The following is a 16,982-nucleotide window of genomic DNA, read 5'->3' as shown; positions in this document are numbered from 1 at the left end:
AAAATAAGAAAGTACACCAAGAACAAACTGTCCTTTCCGACTGATGAAGCAGTAATGAAATCGGTATATTTGGCCCTAAGGGAGGCTTCAAAAAAATGGACCATGCCGATCCGAAACTGGGGCATGATCCTGAATCAATTTTTAACTATTTTTGAAAATAGGGTCAGGCTATAAGCTTTGCCCAGCCCCGATTGAAAAGTTTACACAGTTAATGAGATAGTCCCATTTATAGCTATCAAATATAAGTTCATATCGGTTGACATTGAACTGGCAATTAGCTGCCTTTACTTCCCCCGAGCAACTGCTACAACCGCCCCATCATCTCATCCTTCTCTTTCAAAATCTACTCATTTTATACTTAAAGAAATCAAGCAATAGCAAAATTCTCTCTGAGGTATCATCGCTTGCTATTTTTACGCAGGCTGCAACGCTTCGGATCCCATATCGCACGAATTTTAGATGCATCCACGCGCTTTCTAGCCTGTGCAAGATCATACTTTTTCTGTACGGATAACCAAAACTCGGCATCCGTGTTAGGAAATGCCGCGCCTAAACGGATTGCCATTTCAGGCGACACCGCAGATTTCCCATTGATAATCGCAGACAGCGTTTTACGAGTTGTCCCCAAAACTGCGGCAACCTGCTCAACTGTAAGTTTTTGCCATGTTTCCTCATAAATCCCGTCAAGGGTTTCTCGAATAAGTTCGCCCGCATGAGCTGGATCAAATAAAGCCATAATAGTACCTCCTTTTTTGTGATAATCTACATAGTCAACATCTGCGGCGTTCTCTCCGATAAAACGAAAGATAATACGCCAGTTTCCTGATACTCTGACCGAATAAAACCCTTTCAAATCCCCTTTCAGGGCATGCAAATGATACCCTACTTCGTTCATTTTCTCTCGTGCATTGGCCGTATCTAAACGGGTCAAATCAGTTTTATTCTAGGGATATGCTTTTGCTGTAACTTTGAACGGTCGCCCTTGGTCGCATAAAGCTCCAAGCCTTTATGTCGGTAACTGCGGCTGGCAATGGAAGGAAGTTGCGGGAGGACCACCCGACGCGATGGGGCCGATCAGCAAAAATATTCCGGACGAAGCGATCCTGAGACCGGCGGACTATAACCTGAAATTTGAGGTTAATACATTAAAACCCTACAATAATAACCTGTTGAAAATCAATGTGGGACTAGCAAAAGACTTTATAACCGACGCCTACCAGTGGGCACCGCCTTACGATACAAAGGGCGAATGGAGAACGGTTACGATTCCTTTTAACGAAATAGCAGCCAGCTATGAAAGTCTGGGCGTAAAAATGGCCGTCAATCCCAACGGTTACTACACCCGCCTGCTTTTCCATGGCGGGGGAGACCTGGATGCTGATATATCCATGGACAATTTCAGGGTAGTGCCAAAAATTCTCAAAAAGTAACATTCAAAGACATTCAGATGAAAAAAATATATAATCTGCGGATTTTGACCGTAGCAGGTTTTCTGATGCTTGCCGGGCTGATACTAGCCTGCAAAGAAGACGAAGTGGCCAAAAGCAGCGAAGTGCAATTGCTCAGTTTCGGGCCTTCGGGCGTCAGCCTGGGGGATACGATCAGTTTTATTGGTAAGAATCTGGATAAAGTAACTTCCATTGAATTGACAGGCGCGAGCGTTCCGGCGTCTGCATTTGTAAAACAAACACCCGATCGCATTGTGCTGACCGTCCCGAACGAAACTTCGGAAGGGCTTGTAACCCTGAAAACGACAGCCGGGGACATTGTTTCCAAAACCATACTAAGCCTGGAAGTGCCGGTGGAGATTACCAAAATCCCAGCGCAGGCCAAACCCGGTGGTAACATCACGATTTCGGGAAAATACCTGAATTGGGTGAAGGGAGTCACATTTGCGCAAGATACCACGGTCATTGAATTATCCATGACGGAGCTGGTCGTGACAGTTCCTTTCGGCGCGCAAACCGGCCCGGTCATTTTTTCAGCCGGAGGCACCGAACCACTTTCCATTTAATCCAAAACGGAGCTGGTGATCACACTGCCAGCATTAAAAAGCTTCACGCCCGCAATCGCCGAACGTGAAAAAAACCTTACCCTAATCGGCACCAATCTGGATTTGACAATGGGCGTACTGTTTACCGGTTTGACTGAACCTGTGACAGCGTTTGTTAGCAAAGCACCTGGTCAGTTGGTTGTGAAAATTCCGAAAGCAGCAGCGAAGGGGAAAATTAGTTTGATCGCCTATTCGGGCGTGCCGGTGGAATCGGCGGATACACTTAAGTTCGTTGGTGAGAAGTAAGCTTTGCTATTCCTAACCCTTTAAATTATTATGAAAAAAATCTATTTAAGCATTGCGCTTTTAGCTGCATTCACCAGCACAATTGCCCAGCAAAAATCCCCCGCGCCGCAAGAATTAAATTACAAAGCTGATCTCAAAGCGACCGGCACGAGCGAAGACAAAACAAAACGCATTGACTCGCTGCTGCAAAGTTTTATTGATCAGAAAAAGGCGAGTAGCATTGTAGGTTTTGTTGCCAAAGGTGGAAATGTCGTGTACAACAAAGCATTTGGCTACAAAGACGTGGAAAACAAGGTGCCGGCTGCTGTGGATGATTACTATATCCTGTTTTCTCAAACGAAAGCAGTGACAACCGTAGCTTTCATGACCCTGGTGGAAAAAGGGTTAGTTTCGGTCGATGACCCGGTTTCTAAATATTTCCCCGAGATTTCAGACAAAGTGGCGACAGCCATCAAAGAGGATGGAACATTTGAGACAAGGCCAGTCAAGACGCCGATGATATTTGCACATCTGATGTCGCACTCGTCCGGAATCAGCGCAGGACTGGTCGGAAAGGCTCGTCGCGCCGAAATGGAGAAAAAAAATGCGGCTGCGTCCTCAGGAGCCACGCCGCCGGCAGGCCCGGGACAGCGGACAGGTGGGGCTGGAACGGCGAAATATCTTAAAGATGAGATGATCGCGCTGGCAAAATACCCACTGGGTTTCGATCCCGGCAGCGAGTGGAGTTACCATATCAGCACAAATATGCTGGCTTACATGGTCGAGCTCATATCGGGCAAAACTCTGCGTGAATATGTCAAATCAACGGTTCTGGATCCTTTGCGGATGACCGAAACAGACTGGTATTATGAACCTTCGAAAATGAACCGGTTCGTAAAGGCTTACAGCGACATTGATGGCAAACTGGTGCCGGAATCCAATAAGTATAGCGAGACCACGATCAGCCCTGTGCAAACTTATGCGGAGGGCGCTATCGGATTAAACGGACCTATCGGCGACTATGCTAAGTTTTGCCAGATGCTACTTAATAAAGGCGAGTACAATGGCAAGCGCATTCTCAAACCCGAGACCATTGAGCTGATGACTAAAGTGAACCGCCTGCCTGAGGTCAATTCCGGTGGAAAAGGCTTTCAGTTCGGGCTTGGATTCGAGCTCTATAATGCAGAAAAGAAACCGGTTCCGGAAGTTTCCAACACCGCATTTGCCTGGGGTGGGTTATACGGCACAGATTACATTATCGATCCGGAAAACAATATGATCGTGCTGTTTTATCTGAATATGCCCAAGCACGAGCCGATGTATAAGCCATTTCTTAGTAAAGCCTATCAGCTCTTCAAGTAATATTGATAGCTATTCAGACTTATAGAATTGAAATTTATTTAAGCATTTTCCTAATGTCAAAATCAGACAATTTCAGCAATAGATATGCAGTGCTAAAACCTTCACTGCTCCTTTCCGCATTGTTAAGCTTGCTTTTGACTCCTGAAAGTTTATTTGCACAAACGACTAAAAAACCGGAAGCTAACCGTTTCACCAAAGTGGTTCTTGCGCAAAGGCTTGAAGAGCCCATGCAGTTTCAGATCCTGAAAGACGGCCGGGTCCTTTATGCAGAGCGGAAAGGTAAGTTGAAGGTGTATGATCCAAAGTCGCAAGCTATGGAAACGGTGGCAGAGTTTGCCGTGAGTACAAAATATGTAAATAAAGCAGGCGAAGTAACCGAAGGAGAAGATGGCATGCAAGGCGTGATCCTGGATCCGGATTATGAGAAAAACCACTGGATTTACATTTACTATTCGCTGGCTGGTGACGAGGCGAAAAACGTGCTCGTCCGTTATGAGTGGCATGGCAAGGAGTTGCTGGAAAGCTCGCGAAAAGTGGTTTTGGAAGTCCCGGTCCAGCGTGAAGAATGCTGCCATGTGGGCGGAGGAATGCTTTTCGACAAAGACAAAAACCTGTATCTGACTACGGGTGACAATACATTTTCCCGCGCTTCCGACGGTTTTGCTCCGCTTGATGAAAGACCAGGAGAATCACCCCGCGATTCCCAGAAGTCATCTCCGAACACCAACGATTTAAGGGGAAAAATTCTGCGTATCCATCCTGAACCGGATGGCTCGTATACAATCCCAAAAGGCAACCTTTTTCCTCCGGGAACGCCACAGACCAAACCTGAAATTTACACGATGGGCAACAGAAACCCGTGGCGGCCGACGATCGATTCAAAAACAGGATGGCTGTACTGGGGAGAAGTAGGCCCGGACGGTTCGCGCGATGATATCGAAAAACGCGGACCGCAGTCCTATGATGAATTCAACCGCGCCAAAGGACCCGGATTCTACGGCTGGCCGTATTTTGTTGCCAATAATAAGGCTTATGTGAAATATGACTTCGCCACCAAAGTTTCCGGAGCGCCTTTTGATCCTGCCCATCCCGTCAATAATTCTCCCAACAGCACCGGTTTAAAAGAGCTTCCGGCTGCACAGCCTGCATTTATCTGGTATTCAAAAGCACAAAGCCAGGAATTCCCGCTCATGGAAAGCGGCGGTAACAGCGCAGTGGGCGGGCCGGTGTTTAGAAAAGATGATTTCAAAGGTGCGTCACGATTATTTCCAGAATACTGCGAAGGAAAATGGTTTATCACCGACTGGGTTAGGGGCTGGATCAATGTAGTGGAAATGGATGAGAACGGCGAATACAAATCCATGGAGCGTTTTCTTCCAGACCTGAAACTGAAAGGGCCGATCGATATGAAATTCGGGCCTGACGGTGATCTGTATGTGCTGGAATATGGAAATGGCTATTTCAAAGATAACCCCGAGGCAGAACTGATCCGGATCGAGTACAACAGCGGCAACAGAAAACCATTAGTAGAAGCATCAGCCAGCAAAACGGCAGGCGCGCTTCCCATGCAAGTCACGCTGTCATCGGAAGGCACCAAAGATTTTGACGAAGATGATGCGCTGCAATATGAATGGGTTGTCAGCAAAAACAAAGCCGTTTTCAAAACGCTGAAAGAGGCGAATCCTTCGATTACTTTTACCACACCGGGCACTTATCAGGCGACCTTGACCGTAACGGATAAAGCAGGAGAAAAGAATACCAAATCGGTTGAAATTAAAGCAGGTAATGAACCTCCGGTGGTTGAATTTAAGATAACCAAAGGGAATTCCACCTTCTATTTTCCAGGAAAAAGCATTGATTATGAAGTGCGTGTGAGCGACAAGGAAGATGGCAGTCTTGCAAACAAGAAGATATTGCCTTCTCAAGTTTCTGTCAGTACGAACTATCTCTCAGAGGGTTTTAATCTCACCCGGATCGCACAAAAGCAAATGAGTGTGGATGCTTCGGCGCAATACGCAACGGCGATTTCGCTGATCAACAATGGCGATTGCAAGGCTTGTCATGCCATAAAAGAAAAGGTGCTGGGGCCTTCTTTTACAGCTATATCTGCCAAATACAAGGGTGATCCTACCGCCGTAGCAGGTTTGTCCAAGAAGATATTGAATGGTGGTTCGGGCGTTTGGGGAGATGCATTTATGCCCGCGCACCCGACCATGGCGGAAAGCGATGTGAAAGGGATTGTCCGCTACATTATGAGCTTGTCGGACGCGCCCAAACCGGCCAAAACATTACCTGTAAAAGGCACCTATACAACGGTTGTTCCCAAGGGCGATACGGAAGGCAGCTTCATATTCCGCGTCGCATATGCCGATAGGGGCACAAAAACAGCATCCTCGCAATCCTCGGAAGCAACGGTTGTCCTTCGAAATCCCGTGGTGCCGGTTACATTGGCCGACCAGGTTAAAGATATAAGTTTCAACAATGACAGTTCGATGGCATTTGTGAGAAATTCCGGCGCGTCTTTCAGGCTAAAAGGCACTGATCTGACAGGCATTAAACAAATTGAAATTTTCCGAGCTCCCGGGCGCAATGCACCGACACTACCTTCGGGAACGATCGAGGCCCATGCAGGCAGCGCAGATGGGATTCTTTTGGGGAAATTTTCCGGTGAATACAGTGATAAAATGACTCTAGATATCACTGCCGCTGCAGCTTCTGGTGTAAAAGATGTTTATTTTGTCTTTACCGGAGCGCCGATCAGAATCAAAGCTGTTCGGTTCGGCGCCGGTGATTAAATTCAATCCATATCAAATAGTATAGTTGTGTATAAGCATATTTTTAACGGCGTTTTTCTGGCGGTAACCGCAGCCAGCTCTTTTGCCCAGACTGCGCCAACCATCATCCCTATTGAAACCAGACAGAATGTGCTGGTCTTGCAAACAGACAAGGATAATCATCTTGAAATCACTTATTTCGGAAAGAAATTAAGTCAGCCCGCAGAGTACAAACTCATCCCATCACAGAGCCGCCAACGTGACGGTAATGCGGGGATTTACAACTCGGCTTATACTCCCTCCGGGACCTGGAATGTCTCCGAACCAGCGCTGCAATTGACGCATGGCGACGGGAATAAATCATTGGATCTTGTTTATGTGAGCCACAACACCGCAAAGGAAAACGACAATGTAAGTCTTACGAGCATTGTTTTGAAAGATCCGGTGTATGCAGTGGAAGTAACACTTTTTTACAAAACCTATTTTCAGGAAGATGTGGTGGAGCAATGGAGTGTGATCAAAAGTGAAGAGAAGAAACCCGTTACGCTTCAAAAATACGCTTCCGCCAATCTCTATTTCATTGCAAAAGACTATTATCTGACGCATTACAATGGCACCTGGGCCAAAGAAATGAACCCGGAAGAAGAGCAATTGACAGCCGGAATCCGGGTGCTGGATTCCAAACTCGGAACACGCGCCAATCTTTATCAGCCACCCACTTTTTCCTTATCTTTTGATAAACCGGCAACAGAAACGGAAGGGAAAGTCTTACTGGGAACACTGGCCTGGTCAGGCAATTTCAAGATGGAATTTGAGGTTGATTCGTATCATAATTTACGATTGATCGCAGGCATAAATCCTTATTCCTCCGAATATCCGCTTGCTTCAAAACAGGAATTTAAAACACCGTCTTTCATCTATACTTTCTCAGAAAACGGAAAAGGAGAAGCCAGCCGCAATCTGCATAATTGGGCCAGAAAATACCGGATCCTGGACGGGGAAGGCACCAGAATGACGCTTTTGAACAACTGGGAAGCCACTTATTTTGATTTTAACGAAAGCAAACTTTCCGAGCTTTTCAAAGATGGCAAGAAGCTGGGCGTTGATCTGTTTTTGTTGGACGACGGCTGGTTTGCCAATAAATATCCAAGAAATAGCGACGGAGCCGGCTTGGGAGATTGGCAGGAAAATGTAAAGAAACTGCCAAATGGAATCGGCTATCTGGTGAAGGAAGCGCAGAAAACAGGAATCAAATTCGGGATCTGGGTTGAGCCGGAAATGGTGAATCCAAAAAGCGAGTTGTATGAAAAACATCCGGATTGGGTTATCAAACAACCGCAGCGCCCGGAACATTACATGCGAAACCAGCTCCCGCTGGATTTGTCTAATCCGGAAGTTCAGGATTTTGTGTATGGTATTCTGGATAAACTTTTCACCGAAAATCCCGACATCGCCTACATTAAATGGGACTGCAACGCAACCACTTTTAATCCTTACTCAGCCTACCTTGAAAAAAGCAAGCAAGCACAGTCCAGGCTCTATGTAGATTACGTAAAAGGATTATATAAAGTTTTGGAAAAATTGCGCGCAAAATATCCAAAAGTCCCGATGATGCTTTGCTCCGGCGGTGGCGGTCGCGTCGATTATGAAGCGTTGAAATATTTCACAGAATTCTGGCCCAGCGATAATACGGATCCTTTGGAAAGGATTTTTATGCAATGGGAATATTCTTACTTCTTTCCGTCAATCGCACTTAGCGCACACGTAACAGATTGGGGAAAACAGCCTTTGAAATTCCGTACGGATGTGGCCATGATGGGCCGGTTGGGTTATGACATTGTGGTAAGTCATTTAAATGAAAAAGATCTGCAATTCAGTCAGCAGGCGGTTGCCAATTACAATGCTGTGAAAGATGTCATTTTCCAGGGTGATCTTTTCCGCTTGGTTGATCCAAAGAAAAATGATTACGCTGCGCTGATGTATGCGACAAAAAACAAATCCAAAGCCATTCTATTCTCCTATTTGGTTGGAAACAGAAACGGTGATGGCTCCGATACGCCGATTCGGCTGGAAGGTTTGGATGCAACAAAAAACTATAAAGTGAAGGAATTAAATCTTTATCCTGGGTCAAAATCTGCTATCAAGGAAGATCAGGTTTATTCCGGGGAATATTTGATGACGGCGGGTTTTAATCCCGTTGTGAATGCGCGAAGGACGAGCGTGGTGTTGGAGATTGAGGCGATGTAGGGTGCTAACTTTTGAAGAGTTTATGATCATAAAACTTGTGCTATGAACCTGAAATACATATCGATAACGCTTTTAACATTCGGTCTTTCACTTGTCCTGCGACTTACCGCTGATGCTCAAACATCCGAAGAAAAACCACTATGGCCATCGGGTATCACAGATAACCCCGTGAAATATACAGCTGGCGAAGAGGTGGTTAATTTCGATGTAAATCCACAGTCGCTTTCAAAAAAGAACCGCGTCTTTCGCAAAGTGTCCTTTCCGACTTACGTTCTTCATCTGCCGCCGCCCGGAAAAGAAACGGGGGTCGCCGTAGTGATATGTCCCGGAGGCGGTTTTGTGGATAATTGGTTCGATCGGGAGGGTACCGACCTTTCCCAATAAAATTGGCATAGCAGGGTTTTCGGCTGGCGGAACATTGGCGGTAGAACTCGCAGCAACCGACGAAATTAATGAGGGAACCGGCAAGGTTAGCTGGAAACCCAATTTCGCAGGTCTTTTTTATGCAGCCTTTCTAAAAAACTACACGGTTCGAAAGGAAAGTTGTCCCCCGGTTTTTCTCATCAATGCCCACGACGATAAGTTGACAACCGCCGCCAAATGTGTTGATTTTTATTCATCGTTATTGAAAGCAGAAATTCCAGCCGAAATGCATATCTACAACAGAGGCTCTCATGGATTTGCAATGGATTTTACAAAAGGAGAAACCCTGAAATACTGGCCTGAAAGTTTTTTAGGATGGTTAACGGACATTGGAATGGTTCAGAAAAAGTGAGTGTTTTTAACTGGATTTACTGCAATTGCAGATTAAAAGCAAAACCCAATTGTCCCTAGAAAGGCCACTGTTAATCCAGTTTCAATGGTGGGCCTACCACCTTCATCTCGTTTTGTTCGAACAATTGGGCGATTTCCTGTGGCGAAGGCTCGTGTGTCAGCGCTGCCATTTGCAAGAAAAAATCTTCCAATTTTCCAGCCGGCTGCAATGTCACCAGCATTTTACCTTTGGCCGATGCCTGCGTCCAGGCGTGTGGGATTGCCCGCGGCAGAAAGATACTCTCACCGACCGTCAGACTAAATCTTTCCTTATCGACAAGGAATTCGTACGCGCCTTCGAGCACATAAAAAACTTCGTCCTGGCCCGGGTGCACATGCAGCGGAGTTCCACGGCCCTGACTGAGTGAGGTTTGCTCAAAAATTGCAAAACCACCATCTGTATCGCTACCCGAAACCTTAACATCCAATACATTCGCATTGACGCCCTTTAATTGAATGTGACCATGCTTACGCCCTTCACCAGCCTTTGTTTTAAACACTTTTCCGATCATTCCCCTTAATGCCGCTGCCTTCGCAAATACAATGGCAGGAAGTGAACTAATGGCAGCCATACTGCCAATGAATGCGTTTCTTTTCATAGGATGATGAATGTTGAAAGTTGATTTGTTTAGGTTAAAGGCATTCAAGAAAAGGGAAATGTGCGCATTCCGCTAAATGGACTCGTAGCGTTTGCGTTGATTATTTAAGCTGATATTTTTGAGGAGAAGCCCAACTAATGTAAGGATGTCGGACGTGCGGAGTGTTACCTTTAAATAAGTTGGAAAGAGCGCAAAGCCATAAAGATTGTGCTGATTGAGGAGGGTTTGGTGTGGAGTTGATTAGCTAAACATGGAAGGTCTTTTTTTGCTCTGTCGGAGAAGGTTACAGAATATCTGCCCATATGTTTTTAAGATCGCGAATGGAAGTCACTCTTCCAGCCTTCACGTCTTCAATACCCTCTTTAATGGCATTCAATACTTGCGGGTCGGAAAAAAAGACATCAGTTTCAGTACTTTCATCAATTGGCGTGAGTAAAACTGACTTCTTATTCTTTCCCCGGTGAATGATCACTCGTTCTTTCTCTGCAAGATCGAGATAATCCTTCTGCTTCCCTCGAAATTCCCTTGATGATATGATTCTCATGGGTGTACGAATTTGTGTACACGAAGATAGGGCGATTTTATATTTTTTCAAAGGTTATCAGCATTGTAGACTGACAGCTTTGCATGATGATGGCATCAAGCACATTTGGGCAAGTGCCACTTTCACCAATTATCATCTTGTTAGGGTGAAGTTCAGAAGTTATTTGCAGGTTTTAGATGGATGGCTTATTGGATATACTAACTTTTTGTGATCCTTGGATCAGATTCAATCCATTGATGGGTTTGAATTTGTGATATACTTTGTGTTCAGGAAATACGTTGTGAATGATTTTTGTATCCTTATAAAGTAGCAGTCTGTAAGTATTTGTGATATTCTGAGGGTCTGTGTAAGACCCTATATAAAGGTCGAAACGATCGGGCCGCGTATTTCTAACTTTGTTTAAATTTGCCTGACAATATATCGCCTCACCAACTATCAAATAGTATAATATTGGTGTATGGGCAAAGCTAAACTTGGTGCTTTCGTGTATGCTACCACTTTCAGACCAAGTGGCACCCTTCATTATCGGATTGTGACGCTTGTAGATATGCTGGTACCCAGTATGTTCATTCCCATTAAACAAAATTAATTGCTTGCTTTGGGAAATTCGCATTATGTCGGTTTTTTTTGAATCCTGGGTGGAATAGATTCACTATTTGATATGACGGATCAGTAGCGTCATATAGAATGAAGCTAACTTCTTCAAAGGTTAGTAGTGAATTTTCTTCCATTATTTCAATTTTTCATTTCCTTTTAATTGCGTTGACAGAAGCCGCTTCTCCCGCTCAATCTCCGCAATTAACTCCTCCTCAGTTGGTAAATAAAGCATATACTTGGTAGCAAACAATTGCTTGCTATCATTCAAAATACTATACTTCACAACAGTTTCATCTTTTTCAGTACAAAGAATAATTCCAATTGTAGGATTGTCATCATCTTGTTTTTTCAGGTCGTCGAACATGCGAATATACATATCCATTTGGCCGGTATCCTGGTGTGTTAGCTTGCCTGTTTTTAAATCAAAAAGTACAAAGCATTTAAGAAGATAGTTGTAGAAAACAAGGTCAATATAGAAATGACTTGTTTCTGTGCTAATCCTGAATTGTCGTCCCACAAATGAAAAACCTTTTCCTAATTCGAGTAAGAAATGCTGCAAGTTTCCGATTAAGGCTTTTTCAATGTTTTGCTCTAATGCATTTAATGGTTCAGGGATATTTAGGAATTCAAAAACGTATGGGTCTTTAATGAAATCATTTGAGAGAGTTTTGTCAGAGCTTTGATTGTCAATCGATGTTTCTGGCCTGGTTTGAGAAGAGAGCAAACGCTGATAATAATGGGAATTGATATTACGCTCCAATGTCCGAGTAGTCCACATTTGATCGGCGCATTCATTCTCATAATATGTTCGTGCCGCAGGATCTTCGACTCTCATTATGAGCCGGTAATGTGTCCAGCTCAATTCCCTACGCACTGCGTAAGATTTTTGGTTATCGGAAAAAGTCAGATAGAATTTTCGGAAATTTTCAAGGTTGGCTACTGAAAATCCTTTACCGATTTCGCGGCTTAAATCCTTCGAAAGTTGCTTAATAATGCCTTCTCCATAGGCAGCTCGGATCTCCCCAAACTGTTCTTCTTCCACGATTCTTTTGCCGATCTGCCAATAAGCTTCAAGCATTGCTGTATTGACGGCCCTGTAAGCATTTTGTCTTGCAGATTGTAAAATGCGAACAACATCCTTTATTAAGGACATTTCCGGAGACGTGGATTCGATCATCGTGTTAGTAGTTTCTCCAACCGCCCCATCATCTCACCCTTCTCCTTCAACATCCGCTCATAAAGCTCCATTTTCTCATCATGCAACTTCCTGATCTCTTCAATCGGATTTACGTTGAATGTGGGAGTATTTCCATTATTGACGAATGCGCTATCCTTGAAGTCGTGGTAAGTATTCGTGATGATATTAATCGCTTGATTTTCATCAAAATTCCGAATCGCCTCCGCAGGTATCTTCAAAATCGCCGCCACTTGCTCCAAAATATCCGAATCGATCTTTTCTCTCTGTTCGAGTAGCGAAACTTTTTGCTGGTTCCAATCTTCGCCTAGTTCGAATGCGAGTGCGTCTTGTTTGATCGCGAGCATTTCCCGAAATCTTTTGAGATTGCGGCCTTCGTGGATCTTGGGATTGGAGGTAGTATGTGTCATCTGGAAAGGGTGTTTGGTTAAAAAGGCAATTTATGTAAATCTCCCGGGAAGTCTCCGGATAATTTACGGACTACGGCTTGTAAGTTACCGGGCTGTTAGGTCATTCCAATGTTACTTTCTGAATCCCGATGCCAGCAAGTGGTTTTTTATCCTGATCGGCGTGTGTTGGGATAATGGCGATTTGTAGTGTTTCAACATTCATTAAATCCACCTTTCCAGCTTTCGGTGTCGTGTCTAGCGAATAGGGTAGGAATCCTGGATAAGGGCGCGGCAGACTGATGAAATTTACCTTTTTAAGATCGTCCAGCCGCACAGTATACGTGCTGCTTTCCGGTTTTACATCCAATGTCGCGCCGTATACGGAACCATCCTTGCCGATAAGTGCAAGCTGAATGGTGCAAGGTTTTTGATCGAGCGAGTGGCCGTGAAAAACCAACTTCTTCTTCGACGATAAAGCCGAAGTACGGCCTGCTACATTGTTTTTAAAATTATACCGCATTGCATATTCTTCCGCTTTTTCCGGGCTTATATTCAGCTCAGAAGTTCCGCTTTCCGGTAAGGGTGTCAAGCGTGAAGTTTTCAGATATGGTCTTAATAATTGCTCGTGATCCAGCGCGGCGTTAAAAATGGTAACCGGTGACGATCTTGGCAGAATGCGTGTTTCAAAAGGATTTTCCTGGTCGGATGGATACAGGTTTTCTAGTCCGTTTTCTCTGACTGCAATGCTGTATTTCAATTCATTGCCTTTCAAGGTTTCAGCCGGGATAAGTGCCCAGTAATGATAGCCGCCCGCGTGTGCTAACGCTAAGTCCACAGGCTTTTCACCTTCGTTAAAAACTCTGATATGCGCGGTTTCGGGTTTTTTTAAAGAAACAATCTGCACCTTGACTGAAAGGCTTTCGCCTGCTGAAACCTGCTTCACTGGCGTGTGAAGCACGTGGGTTTTTTTTAGCGTTGTTGCCGGTGCTACGAATTCGTTTAATGTGATATTCTTCCATTTGCTGGTCGCACTCAACTTGCTGGAAGCCCCTTTTTTAACGAGCATATAAGTGCCGGGAGTAATGTCGAATGTCTGATTTTTGGTCATGACACTTTTAACAGTGTTTCCCTGGTTTAATGGTCTGATCTCAAAATCATTGCCCAAATCCGCCAGTTGGACCGACATTGGCCATTGGCGCCAGTTGATAACAGCAAGGACTTTCTCCAAACTATTGTAGCCAAAAGGGTCCTGCACCCAGATCGCGTCAGGCAAAACTTCCAATCGCCACACGCCATTTTCAAGCTTATCCAAGAAATACGCGCCCGTTCCTTCGTATTTTACAACCGCCGAGTTGCCCGAGCCGCTGATATGTTCCAATGCTGCGGTGCTTGGAGGAATGGTGGCCGTATGGTTGGTATAGAGAAATTTTTCCTTCGTGACCATCTCCGCCAGATCCTGCCCATAGCTTACCCTGAAATCGCCAAAAGACGTATCTACCGGAAATCTGCCGAAATCTTTATAAAGCGGAACATGGTGAAAAACCTCCGACGCTATTTTCAAGCTTAATGCTTTCTGCGGCGTGTAGATCAGGTTCATGTAATGCGTGTCATACTCCGTATTGGCATAAGCAAAGAAAGTTGGGTCATACGCAAAGTGCGTGGCAAGCTGCATTCCGGCTGTACGGAAACTGCGCGCCATCGCGGGATAAATGTAAGAGCGACCAACATCCGCAGCATCGAATTCATAGACGATCTTCGCCATTTGTTTAAACCTCGGATTGGCTGCGAAAGGAATTTTGTAGTCGTCCACATTTGGCAGCAAATTTCCCATAATCTCATGCTTGGCTTGCAAACCTGTGGGATACCATTGAAATGTACCACCTTGAATATCAGCATCAAATAACCCTGCGCGAGGTGAATGCTGTGGCTAATGTTATAAAAGACCGGTTTTTTACAGCCGGTCTTTCGCATTGAACTCGTCATTCCATTGATAAATGCAGTCACATCGCTGGCTTTTCCGCCATGCTGAGGCTCGTTACTGATCTCAAAGGCGATCAGATCCGGTTCGTTTTTGTAAGCTACGCCGGTGTAAGGATTGACATGATTGAGAAACTGATACAAATAATTTTGTTGCGCCTTGATCGCATCGGGATTGGTCAGACAAGCTGCTTTGCCATATTTCCGGGAAAATCCCGGTGTTTTTTCATCCTTTTCCGGCCAGCCGTTTCCCCAGTAGGCAATGGGTGTGAGCACGAACTTAATGCCGCGGTCTTTCATTTTTTTCAATGCATAATCCAGCAGTTTTAAATGCTCGTTTTCCAGCAGATTCCCCAGCGTATCGCTGATCTCGGTATCCCAGACGTGAACGCGGTAAAGATCAAAACCCAGCCGTGAAAAGTGGTATACATCATCGTCAATGGCTTGTTCGGGCGAAACCCCAAGTTGTTTGGCCACCCGGTAAGCGTATGCAAAAGGAACCGTGTAATTTACCCCAAACCCTTTCACTTCCTCTTTCGTCATTCCCCAGCGCATCACGCCATCTTTGTCCACGTACACATCCCGGGACTTTTGCGAAAAGGCGATCGGACAAGCAAAAAAGATGAGAAGCAAAAGGGTAAGGGTAATCTTCATTTTATGAAAAGGTTAATGTGTTAGTTGTTTTTTATATCAATATCCGGGTGTCTGCTCAATTTTTCCCTCACCAACATTGATCACATATTGCGGTAAAGGAAATAATTCAGACGGCCCGTGGTTCACTTTTCCAGCTGCTTCCAGCGCGGTTGCCCATTTTCCATGACGAACCAGGTCAATCTTGCGAACGCCTTCAAAATAGAACTCAAAGCCTCTTTCCCGAAGAATAGCGTCATTGAATGCAGCTTTGGAAGCCGTAGCTGTTGCAGGTAAGGCAGCAACCCCGCCGTGTTTCGTCCTTACTTCGTTGACCAAAGCAATGGCCTCAGCCGTCGGCCCGGATAACTGGTTAATAGATTCAGCCAGCATTAGTAACACATCGGCATACCTTAAAACGGGCATGTCATTTCCCTGAACGTCAGCACCCGGTGAGGATTCGTCAGGATATTTTCTCAAAACAGGACCCCGCATGTTGGTGCGGTTCCGTACTTTTCCGGCTTTGTCGGTGTAGGTGGGAATGAGCAGGTTTCTGCGTTTATCGGCCGGATCAAAAGTGTCGTAAAATGCCCAGGTAGGGCAGAACACGCCGCTCGGATTGGCCCAGCCGCCTCCGAGTTTGATGCTTTTGAAATCGTTTGGAAGACAATAAAGTGCCATTGCATTAAAATTGCCGCCACCTTCACCATTGGTAGGCGCAACCGGGTCACAATTCACAGCCCAAATGGTTTCAGTATTCACTTCCGTCGATTCCCGGAACAAGCCGGCATAATCCGAAACCAGGCTGTATTTGCCCAATGCAATCGTTGCCCGCGCTGCTTTTTCGGCCTCCGCCCAGTTTTTTTCATTGAGATACAACCGCGTCAACATGCCCAGTGCCAATCCTTTGTTGAACCTGCCATATTCCGAAGGACTTAATTCCAGATTCTCAGCCGCAAAATTGAGATCAGCTGCAATCATCGATACATAATTTTCTCGCGACGGGCGGGTGAGGTCACTTTCGGCATTGGTATTGATTTTGGCGGCGTCGAGGATCACGGGAACCGGGCCGTACATGTGCAGCAAATAATACATGGTCCACGCGCGTCCCATCCTGGCTTCGGCGATGAACTTGTTTTTGGCGGCATCGCTGATAGTTGCTTTTTCTATATCAGCAATAACCTGCGTCATCCGGGTAACATAACGCACTTTTTCAAAATGGCTTTGCTTGCCCTGCGTTCTGAGGAACGTAAAATCTCCTTTGCTGAAAAATTCCCAGAAACCACCCCATTCGGTGAACACATTCATCTGATCCGTGGGCAGGTCAAACATTGCTAAATGTCCATATTCGGGGCTAAAAAACATGTTTTGGTATTCCACATCGCTGTAACCCCATTTGGAGCCAAAGGGCTTATAAGCCTGCAATGTGTAAAGTTTAAAGTCTGCTTCCGTTTTTGGGAAGTTGGCAGGGGAGAGTACACCGGTGAGCACCGGGTCAAAATTTTTCTCGCAGCTGGTGACGGTTAAGCTGGCTGCCAGTATACCGGCAATGATGATCTTTTTCATGTGATTTTGGA

15 protein-coding genes and 1 pseudogene are annotated in these 16,982 nt (G+C 45.3%); 9 read left to right on the top strand and 7 right to left on the bottom strand.

All coding sequences use genetic code 11. The features are described 5' to 3' along the window. A pseudogene (locus tag G395_RS33235) lies at positions 1 to 174 on the top strand (IS256 family transposase); the annotation flags it as partial. A 223-nt stretch (positions 175 to 397) separates the two neighbouring features. Here the strand turns inward: G395_RS33235 and G395_RS32735 are convergent. Next, entirely contained in the window at positions 398 to 931 is a 534-nt protein-coding gene (locus G395_RS32735; RefSeq protein ID WP_229204159.1) for a HigA family addiction module antitoxin, read from the bottom strand. A gap of 37 nt (positions 932 to 968) precedes the next feature. On the opposite strand from G395_RS32735, the gene G395_RS0113260 reads away from it, so the two are divergent. The 8 genes from G395_RS0113260 to G395_RS0113225 are packed head-to-tail and all read left to right on the top strand — an operon-like array spanning position 969 to position 9,436. Continuing rightward, entirely contained in the window at positions 969 to 1,430 is a 462-nt protein-coding gene (locus G395_RS0113260; RefSeq protein WP_026630485.1) for a glycan-binding surface protein, read from the top strand. Between the two features lie 17 nt (positions 1,431 to 1,447). Continuing rightward, entirely contained in the window at positions 1,448 to 2,014 is a 567-nt protein-coding gene (locus tag G395_RS0113255; RefSeq protein ID WP_026630484.1) for a hypothetical protein, read from the top strand. Positions 2,015 to 2,029: 15 nt separating this feature from the next. Further along, entirely contained in the window at positions 2,030 to 2,299 is a 270-nt protein-coding gene (locus tag G395_RS0113250; RefSeq protein ID WP_026630483.1) for a hypothetical protein, read from the top strand. Between the two features lie 30 nt (positions 2,300 to 2,329). Next, on the top strand, positions 2,330 to 3,640 hold the full coding sequence (locus tag G395_RS0113245) for a serine hydrolase domain-containing protein (protein WP_026630482.1): 1,311 nt from the start codon (positions 2,330 to 2,332) through the stop codon (positions 3,638 to 3,640). A 53-nt stretch (positions 3,641 to 3,693) separates the two neighbouring features. Beyond that, positions 3,694 to 6,435 (top strand): PQQ-dependent sugar dehydrogenase, encoded by a 2,742-nt coding sequence (locus G395_RS29375; protein ID WP_051350147.1) that lies wholly within the window; start codon positions 3,694 to 3,696, stop codon positions 6,433 to 6,435. 27 nt (positions 6,436 to 6,462) lie between these two features. Continuing rightward, entirely contained in the window at positions 6,463 to 8,661 is a 2,199-nt protein-coding gene (locus G395_RS29370; protein ID WP_035361195.1) for an alpha-galactosidase, read from the top strand. Positions 8,662 to 8,703: 42 nt separating this feature from the next. After that, positions 8,704 to 9,045, top strand: a complete 342-nt coding sequence (locus G395_RS0113230; protein WP_026630481.1) for a hypothetical protein — start codon at positions 8,704 to 8,706, stop codon at positions 9,043 to 9,045. Positions 9,046 to 9,079: 34 nt separating this feature from the next. Beyond that, on the top strand, positions 9,080 to 9,436 hold the full coding sequence (locus tag G395_RS0113225) for an alpha/beta hydrolase family protein (RefSeq protein ID WP_026630480.1): 357 nt from the start codon (positions 9,080 to 9,082) through the stop codon (positions 9,434 to 9,436). A gap of 70 nt (positions 9,437 to 9,506) precedes the next feature. On the opposite strand, the gene G395_RS0113220 is transcribed toward G395_RS0113225, so the two are convergent. From G395_RS0113220 to G395_RS0113185, 6 genes are all read right to left on the bottom strand, one after another. Beyond that, positions 9,507 to 10,073, bottom strand: coding sequence for a cupin domain-containing protein (locus G395_RS0113220; protein ID WP_026630479.1), 567 nt, complete (start codon positions 10,071 to 10,073; stop codon positions 9,507 to 9,509). Positions 10,074 to 10,356: 283 nt separating this feature from the next. Further along, complete coding sequence (locus G395_RS0113215; protein WP_026630478.1) at positions 10,357 to 10,617, bottom strand: type II toxin-antitoxin system Phd/YefM family antitoxin; 261 nt, start codon at positions 10,615 to 10,617, stop codon at positions 10,357 to 10,359. 730 nt (positions 10,618 to 11,347) lie between these two features. Next, the gene (locus G395_RS29365) at positions 11,348 to 12,367 is read right to left on the bottom strand and encodes a PDDEXK nuclease domain-containing protein (protein WP_229204165.1); all 1,020 of its coding nucleotides are present in this window, start codon (positions 12,365 to 12,367) and stop codon (positions 11,348 to 11,350) included. Positions 12,368 to 12,387: 20 nt separating this feature from the next. Continuing rightward, positions 12,388 to 12,819 carry a helix-turn-helix domain-containing protein gene (locus G395_RS0113195; RefSeq protein WP_026630476.1) on the bottom strand — a complete coding sequence of 144 codons (432 nt, stop codon included), beginning with the start codon at positions 12,817 to 12,819 and terminating at the stop codon, positions 12,388 to 12,390. A 1,572-nt stretch (positions 12,820 to 14,391) separates the two neighbouring features. After that, complete coding sequence (locus G395_RS33255) at positions 14,392 to 15,429, bottom strand: hypothetical protein (RefSeq protein ID WP_051350145.1); 1,038 nt, start codon at positions 15,427 to 15,429, stop codon at positions 14,392 to 14,394. A gap of 36 nt (positions 15,430 to 15,465) precedes the next feature. Continuing rightward, on the bottom strand, positions 15,466 to 16,971 hold the full coding sequence (locus G395_RS0113185; protein WP_026630475.1) for a RagB/SusD family nutrient uptake outer membrane protein: 1,506 nt from the start codon (positions 16,969 to 16,971) through the stop codon (positions 15,466 to 15,468). Between the last annotated feature and the right edge of the window lie 11 nt (positions 16,972 to 16,982).

Origin of the sequence: Dyadobacter alkalitolerans DSM 23607 (assembly GCF_000428845.1) — a bacterium.
Classification (GTDB): Bacteria; Bacteroidota; Bacteroidia; order Cytophagales; family Spirosomataceae; genus Dyadobacter; species Dyadobacter alkalitolerans.
The sequence above is the reverse complement of the archived record's forward strand: the minus strand, read 5'-3'. Positions and strand labels throughout refer to the sequence as shown.

Coding starts and splice junctions, on each gene's coding strand:
- G395_RS0113245 (WP_026630482.1), top strand. CDS start 2,330: ATGAAAAAAATCTATTTAAGCATTGCGCTTTTAGCTGCATTCACCAGC.
- G395_RS0113255 (WP_026630484.1), top strand. CDS start 1,448: ATGAAAAAAATATATAATCTGCGGATTTTGACCGTAGCAGGTTTTCTG.
- G395_RS0113230 (WP_026630481.1), top strand. CDS start 8,704: ATGAACCTGAAATACATATCGATAACGCTTTTAACATTCGGTCTTTCA.
- G395_RS0113220 (WP_026630479.1), bottom strand. CDS start 10,073: ATGAAAAGAAACGCATTCATTGGCAGTATGGCTGCCATTAGTTCACTT.
- G395_RS0113215 (WP_026630478.1), bottom strand. CDS start 10,617: ATGAGAATCATATCATCAAGGGAATTTCGAGGGAAGCAGAAGGATTAT.
- G395_RS29365 (WP_229204165.1), bottom strand. CDS start 12,367: ATGTCCTTAATAAAGGATGTTGTTCGCATTTTACAATCTGCAAGACAA.
- G395_RS29375 (WP_051350147.1), top strand. CDS start 3,694: ATGTCAAAATCAGACAATTTCAGCAATAGATATGCAGTGCTAAAACCT.
- G395_RS0113195 (WP_026630476.1), bottom strand. CDS start 12,819: ATGACACATACTACCTCCAATCCCAAGATCCACGAAGGCCGCAATCTC.
- G395_RS33255 (WP_051350145.1), bottom strand. CDS start 15,429: ATGAAGATTACCCTTACCCTTTTGCTTCTCATCTTTTTTGCTTGTCCG.
- G395_RS0113185 (WP_026630475.1), bottom strand. CDS start 16,971: ATGAAAAAGATCATCATTGCCGGTATACTGGCAGCCAGCTTAACCGTC.